The sequence below is a fragment of the Bartonella sp. CR127HXZ genome (assembly GCF_042194555.1).
Taxonomy (GTDB): domain Bacteria; phylum Pseudomonadota; class Alphaproteobacteria; order Rhizobiales; family Rhizobiaceae; genus Bartonella; species Bartonella grahamii.
In genome coordinates this window covers 268,565-279,215 of record NZ_JBHIMZ010000002.1, presented here as the reverse complement: position 1 = coordinate 279,215, position 10,651 = coordinate 268,565, and the positions used below count along the sequence as shown (strand labels likewise).

The window sequence follows — 10,651 nt, the reverse complement described above, 5'->3', positions numbered from 1 at the left end:
GGACCCATTTTGACCCCACCGTGTTTGTGGCTTGCGCCAACAGATTTTTGATTGTGCTGCAAATCTTCTGCTTGAATGTGCACACTACCCGTTAATTCAACACGGGTTGATTGATGAGAAAGCACCAAACCTTTTTCACTCAAATGGATTTGGTTTTCCCCATGGGAGAGAATGAGTTCATCCTTCGTGATACGCAAAGCGCCACCCGCATAACACAGAGCAAATTCTTGGAAAGAGCGTGCGGGATTAGGTGCATCCTCACTATAGCTATCGCGCACCACCAGAGAGGCAGAACCAATTTCGCCATGGGGGTTTAACAACCGCACCGGATCACCAACATGGAGAGGCATATTGCTTGAGAGAGCGCCAGAAGCCTCTTGCGCTTGTAGCCAAGGCGATAAAACCGCTTGTCCATTGGAACCCTGTTCGGAAAGTTTCACCCGCACCCTATGGCCATCAATTTCTGCAACCCGCCCGATCATGTGTTGGTTGGCAAGACAGCGTTCAAGCGCATCAAGACGCTTCATTATTTGCCGCAAGGTGTCACTCAAAAGATGCGCATCATTCATGCCAACACCTCATTATCACATGAAATCAAACCACTTTTGAGTTGTCCTTCATCACAAAAAATATCCTGTCCCAACTGATGCAAATCTTGGTGCCATTCCACCACGCTTATCGATACACCACGCTGCTTAATCGCCGCAGAGATAATCGGTTCAATTTGCACCTCACGCGGGGCGCTCAAATGCGTTAGCCCCCACAATTGCCCGCTATGACAAAGCACCGCAATAGCTTCTGCCAAAAGCCAACTGGAAACATCACGCTCTTTGCCTGTGGTAATAATAAAAGCCCCTAAATGAAGCTCTGCACTCATGTGCCCACTTGCTACAGGATTCAAACGGCTTTCTAACACCGCAACCCGTATTGCTGGAGCCACCAGCATCTGTGTTTCAAGTTCTTCTAAGTTAAAACGCCCAAATTGACAGCCGCAATCACGCACATCCGGCAAAGCGCCTTTAAGGCTTCTTATCACCGCTTCACGAAACTGATTAATGCGCCCTGCTTGTGTGATCGTTTGACTCATGAAAAGACCCTTTCCAGCCAATCTTCTGCCGCTTTGACAATTTCCACTTTATTGTGCTCTGAAAGCCCCAAATAAGGGCGTGCGGGCATGGTCACTTGATGCACACAAACAAAGCGGTGTGCATTGCCGCTTTTAAGAAAAAAGCGCAGTGTCTTGCCATTTTTCGGGCGAATAACCCCACCCAATTGATGAATCCGCGCATAAACCAACCCAGAGCCCACAATCACCTGTTCTGGTGATGCTTTCATATCAATGGAGCGTGAAAGCGCCCCACTGGCATAAAGAATGGAAGTGCGAGCATGATTGTTTTTCCACTTCTCTCCTTGAGCAGACGTTTTTTCACTTTGAATCCGCCGCCTTGTGCTCTCTTGGATGAGACGCCCAACCCCTTGTGCCAAAGTTCCCATCGAGCTATCAGCTCCCTTTTGCAAAAAGGATAAAGCCGCTTCAAGCCCTGTCTCTTTAATTTCAATATGGGTTGAAACAGACATGTTACCTTCCCATCAAACGCGGCTTAGCATGGAAAAAAGCCCCATCACGCACGGGACCATCTTCGCTCATAATTTTAGGCTCATCTATACCTAAACCCGCTTTGCCTTCCGCAATGCGTTTCAAGAGTTCAACCGCCTGTTTGTAACGATCTTCAATAGTCGTGGTCAGTGCCGTATGGCGTATGGCTAAATTATAAACAGCAATATTGACACAGATCATACCCAAAGCCGCCGGCTGTCCAGCAATCGGGACTGAGTAGCGATGAGACAAATGCACATCAATCTCACCGCTTGCCTGTTCGAGAGCGCGGGCAATGGCTTGCTCTGAAAAAACTGGATCAGAACTCTCATCCATCCCGCATAAATCATCCAAGAAGTCATCACCCCAGAGCTCTTCAATCAATGTTTTGCTTGCATAAGCCATATTTAAAAGTTTCCCTTAGACAACTTCTTGCAACAAAACGCCGGCATCTTTTGCAGCGACCAATTCACACACGCGTTCCCCCACACGCACCCGTTTACCGCCTGATAAGCCGATATCTGGATCAATGATCACTCCAGACAAACGCTCACCCAATTGAGCGCTAAAGCCCCAACTGATGACCGATCCATCCGCCTGTTGTTTGGTGGGGTCAATATAAAGCAGTGCAATCTTATTGCCCCAAACGCGTGCCAATTGTGCCGAACGCCCTTTGCGTGCCAAATTCACTTGCGATTCACCAATGAGTAAACGATCGGGGTGTATTTCCATCAGATCAGCAAATTGCGCCTTGGTGACAAAACCATCAGCAGTACCACCCCCTTTAACGGCTTTAATGATTTTGGGATGACGTTTGAGTTTTGACCAAACAACTTTACCCATCACAATGGTGTTGGGCGTATAGACGAGACTTTTATCCATCGCCTCATCTAAAGTGGCATAAGGGTCAGATTTTTCATAATCACTGAATTTATTCTCACCTTTGAGAGTTATCACGCGCTCTGGTGCGTAATTTTCACTTCTTTGCACAAGGGCTGCAACACGCACTTCACGCCCCAATTCTAGCAAATTGGCAAGTCCCTCTACAGCTGTCTTTTCGGGGTTATAACGAGAGCGTCGCTCCGCCCGTGCGCGTGCCGCTGCTTCAATATCTGAATTGGGGATGAGATCATCCAATCCGTAATCTTTGACACTGGCTTCCCGTTCAAAGGCAGAAAATTCCACCACATTCGGGCGTCCTTTTCGCCCAACCTCAAGTTCAGGAACGGTAAAATTTTCCGCTAAAGGAAATTCACTATATTTAAACACCTCACTTAAAACAGAAACGCGTGGCAAAACTTTATCGCCAATAAGAGAACCTGCTGGATTGCGATAACCAATAGCAATAGCAGTAAGTGTTGGATCAATGGGAAAAGGTCTGTTCATTTTAAGCCTCGATTAATTAATTTTAAAAGAAATAATATCACCAGCAGAACCATCACTCATGGCAATACCAATGGTGCGGTCTGCTGCTTCTGCCCTTATGGCGTGCCCCTTTGGGTCAGAGGTCAAAAAATCACCAAAGGAAACATTGCCTCCACAAACCACTTCGCCCCAACCACATTGGCCAACATCAATCATCTCACCAGCCTTGGCTTCACAAGACCCAGCAGTCCCTAATAATTTATCACCCTTACCAGAAGCCGTTGCCACCATTCCCTCACCGCGGGCTGCAACAATGCAATAAGGTGAGATCACATCTCCAGCGCGAAAAGATTTAATCAAAATCATCGTACTCATGATTGGCGCTCCTTTTGTTCGCAAATATAATCAACCGCTTGGCTAATGGTGATGTCGAAGCCTTTTTTCTTCTGCTCTTCCTGATAATGACGTGCCGCAAGGGCAACCTCTTCTGGAGCAAGCTTTGGTTCTTGTGCTAAGGCACACACTTCTAAAGGGCTTGTTGAGGCAAGTGCCGGCAACTTCTCGACCAAACTTTTAAAATGCTCCATCCCCCCTTCAAGGGCACAGAGCGCACGATATTCCTCGCGAGCAGCCGGCAAAATTTTGCCCTCTTCAATGGTCTTATCTAAAAGACTCTCAATGGCACTGTTTTTTTGCTCTTCTTGCAAAAGCGCTAAATCTTCTCGCGCTTTTTTTAATTGGGCATTTAATTCCACGCGTTCCTTTTCGCGCGCTTTAAGCGTTGCTAAAACCTCATCCGCTTTAGCATCTTCTGCCAGCGATAGTGCACTGGCAATGGCTGTCAAATCCATCATTTTCTCCGTCAAAGTTATAGGGGAAGGCTGTTCACGGCTTAAAGCCGTCATGACAAGGGCTGGACGATTGACCAGTCCAGCACCAGCTAAATTCAAAATTTCACCTTTCTTGGAATGGCGAAACTCAGGCGAAAGATAGCGATATTCTCGGGCAATAATTTTTTTGGTAGCCATATCGGTCCATTTAACACGCCCCCAAATCGCACCATCCCGCTCTGCTAATTCCTCAATCCAGCCACTGGCAGGTGCTTCTAAACCATTTCTCGCACGGTGATGTTGCCCATGCTCATAATCAATCACAAGCGGTCCTTTATTGGCTGCAAAGGCTTTTAAAATAGTTTGCGGGTTATAATGCCATTGTCGTCCATCACGTGCCTTCACATGGGGCGCTTTGGGCAACAACTCTACCCACTCAGGCGCTTGGCTAATGGTGGCGTCTTCACATGAAATGTCTTGGCATAAAACGTCTGGGCAAAGATCTATTAACGCAGCATGAAATGTCCCATCATAAAATGTCTGGGCATCCCCATCTTTTTGATCTTCGTGAAATTCCTGTTCCATACATTGCCTATTGCTTTACAATTGTCATTGGCAATACAATGCATGAAACTTACTCCTACTATAAGTCTGACACTGTCAGTCAAAAGAGCATTTCTCAAAAAAACACTCTTTTCCCTATTATTCTCCTTGTGAGAGAAACCCCCGTGCTAAACCATCCCATAAAATCGTTTTCAAAGGCACTTCAAAGGCGATAGAGCGCCGTTGTGAAGTTAGAGGTACAATTTATCATCTTATACAAAAAAAGCCTCTCTTAAGCCGTTTTTTTAAAGATTGCTTTTTGGCTTAAAAACATTATATTATTGGATGTAAGGCGTGAGCCAGTTTTGCCAGGACGGTTTTATCGGATCTGCGAGGAGTTGACCGCCCTCCACGCCTTCTCATTTTCCTCGCCTCTTTTCCGTTAAGAACACAAGACTTTCTTCCTGTTGTTTTCTTTACAACAACCTCTCGCCCTTTTTTTCAGCCGCATCCAATAAGCGTTCAATTTCTCTAGAGCTTTTTTTATGCATGGAGGTCAACCACCATTCTTGTTTGCTTGCTACCCATTTGACCACAAAGCGCCACCATGCCCCACCACTTTCACCAAAAAACATAACACCCTGCGTATCTTTGCGTCTGATAATGCCATGGGGGCGAATGAGTGTTTGAATAGCGGCTCGAAAATCATCTAAGTGAAGAGCTCGCGCTTGATGCTCTAACAAAATATGTTTCACACTGTCTGAGGATAAGAGAATAAGAGAATTTTCCGCTGCAAAAACATCACCCACCTTATTTATCATCGGGGCAATGGGTATAAACCCGCGAGGCATCCGTCCTTCAAACATGGCTTCCAAAATTGGCGAACCCACAATATCTTCAATGGCAATGCGCTTTTGATTGTCCCCCATCACGGAAATTTTATCACTCAAAAAATGATTTAAATTTTGCGCCCGATGTTTCCCAGGGTTCAAATGCCAACCAGGATCAATCCCCTTTGGTATCTTCTCAACTTTCCCCGTCCGTTTATTGTGCCAAACCTGCTTTTCAACAAGAAGTGGCTCTGCCCCCTCTTCATATCCTAAATTGTCTGCTTCATAACGGCTTACCTGTCGCACACTGCATTTACACCGCCAACCATTGGGTGGATAAAGCCAATCCCAAACCGGATCATCAACGGGTGCAGTAAACCCCACCCAACTTTCATGTTCTAAACGCTTATGTTCTGAACTCGACAAAGCATAGGTGAGATAGGGCAAAAATTCTTTATTATTTTGTGTGCGCTCCCACTCACCTGCCGCATGCGCACTCATGGTATTGGCCCAATAGACCGTTTCTAAACGCCGTGGGCTGCCCAATTGTACCACGCTCTTTTCACCAGTTTTGGGGTCAATGCTGGTCTTTTTACCCCACCAACCCTTTTCCTGTAAAATCGGCATCAAATTTTTTTGAAAATCTTGAAAAGGAACTTGATGTTTTATGGCTTCTCCAACCGCTCGCTTAAAATCATCCAAAATGTCATAGCCTACCGATTTTGCCACCGTAAAGGAAAAAGCATGTTCTTCTGGTGCCACATCACGCCAATCAAAGCTTGGAACAAGTGCCTTGGCTTCAAAATAACGGGTGACCTCTTTAGGGGCGGTTTTAAAAAGTTCCTCATCCATGATACCCAAGCCCACGTGCAATCATTTGTACTTTTGCCAAGCGCGCTGCTAATGCGTGATGATCCATTTTACCGAGCAATTCATCCAAGCCTTTTAGGATATCCTCATAACTTTTTGCTTCTCTCACAAGCTTTTTAAAAGGCTCTAAAAGGGGTTCTAAGTCCTCTTCCCAGTCACTTAAAGCTTCTTCAGAAAGTCGGTCCAATTCGTCGTGATATTTCCCACCCTGCTCTTTTCCACCCTTGCCCTCTCTTGTCACAGAAACATCAAAAGCACCCCCACAATCAGCACAAACATGAGCCTTTTGTTTACCCTCACCATCCTCTTGTCCCCTCTCATCATCAAGCGCATTATCAGGAGCCTTCAAAACATCTTCTTCCTTTTTTGGTTGCGAAAAGCCAATCTTATTGCGCACTTCTTGCGCCCCAACACGCAAACCTAAAGGCACAAGTTTTTCCAGCGCATCACTAATCGCTTTAATATCTTCATTTTCCGAAATCGGCCAATAGACAAGGGGGTAGCGCTCTTGGCGCCCAAAATTAATCTCAACAAAAGGCACAATCAAATCACGATTGGCCGTCAATGCCAATTGCCGTGCATCAGCTCTGGCAATATCATGACGCACATTTTCATGAATGCGCGCTTGCGAAAAGGACGAACCATCATCCGTCGTCATCGTTTGTCCCAACACACCCTTTGAAATCTGCCGATCTAAATATTCAGCCTTTGCGGCAAAAACCGCATTGCCACTGCCCCCTGCCGCTTCAATAAATTCAATCTCCATCTCTTTGGGAATAATCGCTGCCGCATCACTAGATAAATCACGCACCGCTTGAATGAGAACCCGCCGTTCCTCATGAGAAGAACTCGCACCATATTTCCCCACACGCAACGGCATGCCGTAAACTTCTAAAAAAGCCATCCAATCTTTTAAGGTATAAGACTTGAAGAGAAATGCCCAAGCTGCAAGGCGTGCAAGCCCCGTGCGGATAGGTAAACCACTTTTTAACTTTGGGCGGTGAATGGAAAATTTATAAGCAGGCAACTCAATACCATAATGAGACCCCTCTTCTTTTAAACGCAAATTAAAACCATCCCGTCGATCTAATTGAAAAAACCGCTGGTCACGCCATTTCCAAGCAACCGGCCACCATTCCTTGGCACTCTTGTCCCATAAGGTTTCAACAATCGCATAGCCTTTGCCCAAAGCATCTAACAAATCCGTCACATAATCATCAACAAAAGTAGGTGCACTAATTACTTCTCGAACAGCATCCGCTATCTTTTTGTCCTGTGCACTGTTGCTTGCTGCAATCACTCCAGGCTCCACCCCTGTGAGAGCATTTTTACGCATGCCAAGCACAGCACGATAATGCAAATCACGCTCTTCCATATCATCGGCAAGTTGGAAAAACTGCTCTGGATAACCCCGTGCTGCCTGTTGTAAAATATCGGCAAGTTGCATAGGGGTAAGACCACTCACAATGGTTTGTGACCACACATCACGAACACCATTAACGGTAGGGCTTGCGACTTCTCTCTCCAACCCTTTGATATTAAGCGCCCTGCCCCACTGATCTAAAAGTTTTACCATCTCATCATCCCATCAATAAATCTTTGATCGCATTGTTGAAAAAAAAGGCGTTGAAAAGAGTGAGCTTTCATCAAAACGATAAGCCTCTCTCACAGGTGTATAATCATAAATTTCAGGCGTCTGGCGGCTAGCAAAATAAGCCAAAGCGCAAGCAATCGCGCTATCACCATGGCGCATAAAACCATCACTGCCTTTAAAACGATGATTGTCTGGAATTTTCACAATGCCATTGACATAAGCAAGCGCTTGATGATCCGCAACAATGTCACTATCACGCGGCAAAACAATGGACCCATCCCCAAAAGCTTCCAAATAAGCCGGCATTTCTTTGCCATACCAACTTTGCGACAATTGCACTTCCCTCACACAAGCCCCATAACGCTGTGCCGCCTTTTCCGCTAAATAAGCCCCATTGCCCCGTGCATCCAAAGCGCCCCCCAACAAACGCGGCAAGCCATTCACCACATAAAATAAAATCTCTCTTTGTTGATCAAACGGCGTATTGCGCAATTCCACCATAAACCGGACACGGCGCACCAGATCTTGCCCAATTTCCATCACCACAATGGATGTCGCATCCCCACTGCGCGCAAAATCAACGCCAAAAACATGTTGGCGCCGTCGGTCAAGCCCAATATGAAGAGGCTTTAAGCGCCCCTCACACCAATTAAAAGCAGTTTGACTTCGTTGATAATCCGATTGATTTTTAAAATCATCCACACAAGCAAAACGCAACACCGCAATATCAGGCGCGCAACAATTTTCAATCTGTAAGCGTGTTAAAGCCGCTCCTTCTTGATCGGCTGGTATGGCATCTAATTCTTGGCGCATAGCAGCCAAACGCACCCCATAAGAGGCACGAATTTGCTCTTCCCATTGTTGCTCAGACGCTAAACTCCACACCTCCCCCTTCATGGCACAAACTCGTTTAAACAAGCCATTTTTAACAGCGACACCAAAGGGGTAACAATGCACCGAAAAAGGCACTTTTCCTGCTCGCGCCTCACGGATCAATTCATTGAAAGGGTTTAAAACACCGTTATGGGTAGAGATCACACGGATCTTGCCTCCCCAAATCAACAAAGCATTGACCGCATCCAAAACAGAGCGCACATCTTGATGAAACGCCGCCTCGTCAATCACTACAATACCTTGTAGCCCCCGAATGTTTTCAGGGCGGCTAGAAAGCGCCTCAATCCGAAAACCTGAAGCAAAACGCACTCGATAAGCAGAGATATATTTTGTTGACCCATCCGCCCTTTGATCAGAGAATAAAAATTCCTCCACATCCCCACTATTACGAGTGATTGCCCTTGCAAAATTGCTCACATAACCAATAAATTCACGTCCCTTTTCTTTGGTGTCTCCAATATAAAAAACATTATCGCCACCAGCTTCACGCGTTGCTGCCGCAATAAGGGTATCATCCAAAGCTTCCGCAAAAGTAATGCCGGTCCGCCGCCCCTTTTCAACCAATTTTAATGGGGACTTATCTTCAATCCATGCGCATTGATGCGCCATCAAAACACCTTCCTCCAAAGGATCTTGCTCTTGAGGGAAAGTACTCGCCTGCCAAATATCAAAACCACTCTGATGATCAAAGACATGACTTTTTGAGAGGAGCTGTTCAGCCATTTTTAACCCCCAACACCTGCGCACGAATAGCCCGCGCGCGCTCTTTAGAGAGCCCCGCTGCTGCCGCTGCCATCTCAACCGCTTTACTTGCTTTAGAGGCAAAATCATTTTCCAACTTTTGCCGCCTCGTGGTCGACAAATGTTCAGCCGCCAAAACCCCTTTGAGCGCATTGGCCAATTCTTGTGCCGCTTTTGGTGAAAGGTTTTTCCCGCTGCTTAACGTGGAAAAAATCAGTTCTTTAATCGCTGCCGCCGTCAAAAGAGTGATATTATCAGAAGCTTTAGCATCAAAGCGCTGCGAGAGGCTTGCTGCAATTTCTCTTGTCTGTTCTAGGCGCCTTGACATCACTGCTAAACGCAAAGAATAACGATTAAAACTCGAAAAGGAGGGAATAGAAAAGCTTAAACCCGTTTCCTTTTGTAAAGCCTTCAAAGCCGCTTTAAACTCACCATAAATAGCCATTTGTGTCTTCTCACGCCCATTTAAAGCCTCAGCAGCCGCAGCAATAATCTGATCACAAGCTTGCGGCAATAAATCAATCGCCGTTAAACGTCCACGCCCGACCTTGCGCATCCTTCACCTCGTATTTTATTGATGAACGTTTAGGCCGCTTAATCCCCTCAATGGAAAAGCTCCGGTCTAAATGACGCGCTCCCCGTTCTGTTAATGCCGCAAGAAAAACTGAACCCACACATTTTAAAGTAACAGCACCTTGATCTTCCATAAAAGCCAGTTCATTATGCACAAAATCGCGATCGCGTCTGATGCCATAACTGTATAAAAGCCGCTCGATCATCGCACTCGATAAAGTTTCACTGCGCTCACAAGCAAGCCCTTTTAAAATAATTAACCGCGCTTCTTCACGGATGATTTTATCCATATCTGCTTTCATTTTTTGGCATTCTCCAGTAAAAACTCTTGCAAGCGCTCACCAATGGCTGCCACCGGTTGCAATTGCGCAGAAAGCGTGTTGAGACGACCATTCAAACGTTCCATATTCACTTCTAATCTTTGCATCGCATCGCGATCAGGCAAAAAGTCCATCTCCGTTTCTAACTTTTGCACACGCTCTTTAAGCACTGTCATATCTTTCAGCATTTCCCGCGCACCTGAAGAAAAATAGGCTCTCAAAACCCCACAAATCGCAATAACCGATAACAATAAAGACAACCAGCCATTCGCAACACTGATATCCAAGTTCACTTGAATCCCCCCTCTCTTTTGCCTAAAATCGCCCGCTCCACAGCTTTTCTGCGTTGTTCACAAATCAATAAAGCAGCACGATCACGCCCCCAATAGTGCACCACTTCGCGCGCATTCAAAGCACGCTCTGGCAATAATGCTGGGCGGGCACACGCCATGCGAACAACAGGCGGCAATTCAACCGATAAAAACTGATACGCA

Annotated in this window: 14 protein-coding genes; all 14 read right to left on the bottom strand. The window is 46.1% G+C overall.

What is annotated here, in order from left to right; genetic code table 11:
• The coding region (locus ACFIKY_RS02580; RefSeq protein WP_375661366.1) for a baseplate assembly protein at window positions 1-569 on the bottom strand (569 nt) is incomplete at its 3' end.
• Complete coding sequence (locus ACFIKY_RS02575) at window positions 566-1,087, bottom strand: hypothetical protein (protein ID WP_375661364.1); 522 nt, start codon at window positions 1,085-1,087, stop codon at window positions 566-568. The genes ACFIKY_RS02580 and ACFIKY_RS02575, both read right to left, overlap by 4 nt.
• The gene (locus tag ACFIKY_RS02570) at window positions 1,084-1,578 is read right to left on the bottom strand and encodes a phage virion morphogenesis protein (protein ID WP_375661363.1); all 495 of its coding nucleotides are present in this window, start codon (window positions 1,576-1,578) and stop codon (window positions 1,084-1,086) included. Before ACFIKY_RS02570 ends, ACFIKY_RS02575 begins: the two co-directional genes overlap by 4 nt.
• A 1-nt stretch (window position 1,579) precedes the next feature.
• Window positions 1,580-2,002 carry a gp436 family protein gene (locus ACFIKY_RS02565; protein WP_375661361.1) on the bottom strand — a complete coding sequence of 141 codons (423 nt, stop codon included), beginning with the start codon at window positions 2,000-2,002 and terminating at the stop codon, window positions 1,580-1,582.
• A 15-nt stretch (window positions 2,003-2,017) separates the two neighbouring features.
• Complete coding sequence (locus ACFIKY_RS02560; protein WP_375661360.1) at window positions 2,018-2,983, bottom strand: capsid protein; 966 nt, start codon at window positions 2,981-2,983, stop codon at window positions 2,018-2,020.
• Window positions 2,984-2,995: 12 nt separating this feature from the next.
• A complete protein-coding gene (locus ACFIKY_RS02555; RefSeq protein ID WP_375661358.1) occupies window positions 2,996-3,337 on the bottom strand; it encodes a hypothetical protein in 342 nt (113 codons plus the stop codon).
• Entirely contained in the window at window positions 3,334-4,377 is a 1,044-nt protein-coding gene (locus tag ACFIKY_RS02550) for a phage protease (RefSeq protein WP_375661356.1), read from the bottom strand. Before ACFIKY_RS02550 ends, ACFIKY_RS02555 begins: the two co-directional genes overlap by 4 nt.
• Window positions 4,378-4,811: 434 nt before the next feature.
• Entirely contained in the window at window positions 4,812-6,017 is a 1,206-nt protein-coding gene (locus tag ACFIKY_RS02545) for a phage minor head protein (RefSeq protein ID WP_375661354.1), read from the bottom strand.
• Entirely contained in the window at window positions 6,010-7,611 is a 1,602-nt protein-coding gene (locus ACFIKY_RS02540; protein ID WP_375661352.1) for a DUF935 domain-containing protein, read from the bottom strand. Before ACFIKY_RS02540 ends, ACFIKY_RS02545 begins: the two co-directional genes overlap by 8 nt.
• 12 nt (window positions 7,612-7,623) lie before the next feature.
• Complete coding sequence (locus ACFIKY_RS02535) at window positions 7,624-9,246, bottom strand: hypothetical protein (protein ID WP_375661350.1); 1,623 nt, start codon at window positions 9,244-9,246, stop codon at window positions 7,624-7,626.
• Window positions 9,239-9,820, bottom strand: coding sequence for a phage protein Gp27 family protein (locus tag ACFIKY_RS02530; protein ID WP_208431556.1), 582 nt, complete (start codon window positions 9,818-9,820; stop codon window positions 9,239-9,241). The genes ACFIKY_RS02535 and ACFIKY_RS02530 overlap by 8 nt, the downstream gene beginning before the upstream one ends.
• Complete coding sequence (locus ACFIKY_RS02525) at window positions 9,783-10,139, bottom strand: hypothetical protein (protein WP_375661349.1); 357 nt, start codon at window positions 10,137-10,139, stop codon at window positions 9,783-9,785. Before ACFIKY_RS02525 ends, ACFIKY_RS02530 begins: the two co-directional genes overlap by 38 nt.
• Window positions 10,136-10,450, bottom strand: coding sequence for a DUF2730 family protein (locus ACFIKY_RS02520; protein ID WP_375644711.1), 315 nt, complete (start codon window positions 10,448-10,450; stop codon window positions 10,136-10,138). The genes ACFIKY_RS02525 and ACFIKY_RS02520 overlap by 4 nt, the downstream gene beginning before the upstream one ends.
• Window positions 10,447-10,608 carry a hypothetical protein gene (locus ACFIKY_RS02515; protein ID WP_375644710.1) on the bottom strand — a complete coding sequence of 54 codons (162 nt, stop codon included), beginning with the start codon at window positions 10,606-10,608 and terminating at the stop codon, window positions 10,447-10,449. The genes ACFIKY_RS02520 and ACFIKY_RS02515 overlap by 4 nt, the downstream gene beginning before the upstream one ends.
• Window positions 10,609-10,651 lie beyond the last annotated feature (43 nt).

Excerpts from the sequence above, each read along its gene's own strand:
- ACFIKY_RS02575 (WP_375661364.1), bottom strand. The coding sequence starts at position 1,087 with ATGAGTCAAACGATCACACAAGCAGGGCGCATTAATCAGTTTCGTGAA.
- ACFIKY_RS02570 (WP_375661363.1), bottom strand. The coding sequence starts at position 1,578 with ATGTCTGTTTCAACCCATATTGAAATTAAAGAGACAGGGCTTGAAGCG.
- ACFIKY_RS02565 (WP_375661361.1), bottom strand. The coding sequence starts at position 2,002 with ATGGCTTATGCAAGCAAAACATTGATTGAAGAGCTCTGGGGTGATGAC.
- ACFIKY_RS02560 (WP_375661360.1), bottom strand. The coding sequence starts at position 2,983 with ATGAACAGACCTTTTCCCATTGATCCAACACTTACTGCTATTGCTATT.
- ACFIKY_RS02555 (WP_375661358.1), bottom strand. The coding sequence starts at position 3,337 with ATGAGTACGATGATTTTGATTAAATCTTTTCGCGCTGGAGATGTGATC.
- ACFIKY_RS02550 (WP_375661356.1), bottom strand. The coding sequence starts at position 4,377 with ATGGAACAGGAATTTCACGAAGATCAAAAAGATGGGGATGCCCAGACA.
- ACFIKY_RS02545 (WP_375661354.1), bottom strand. The coding sequence starts at position 6,017 with ATGGATGAGGAACTTTTTAAAACCGCCCCTAAAGAGGTCACCCGTTAT.
- ACFIKY_RS02540 (WP_375661352.1), bottom strand. The coding sequence starts at position 7,611 with ATGGTAAAACTTTTAGATCAGTGGGGCAGGGCGCTTAATATCAAAGGG.
- ACFIKY_RS02535 (WP_375661350.1), bottom strand. The coding sequence starts at position 9,246 with ATGGCTGAACAGCTCCTCTCAAAAAGTCATGTCTTTGATCATCAGAGT.
- ACFIKY_RS02530 (WP_208431556.1), bottom strand. The coding sequence starts at position 9,820 with ATGCGCAAGGTCGGGCGTGGACGTTTAACGGCGATTGATTTATTGCCG.
- ACFIKY_RS02525 (WP_375661349.1), bottom strand. The coding sequence starts at position 10,139 with ATGAAAGCAGATATGGATAAAATCATCCGTGAAGAAGCGCGGTTAATT.
- ACFIKY_RS02515 (WP_375644710.1), bottom strand. The coding sequence starts at position 10,608 with ATGGCGTGTGCCCGCCCAGCATTATTGCCAGAGCGTGCTTTGAATGCG.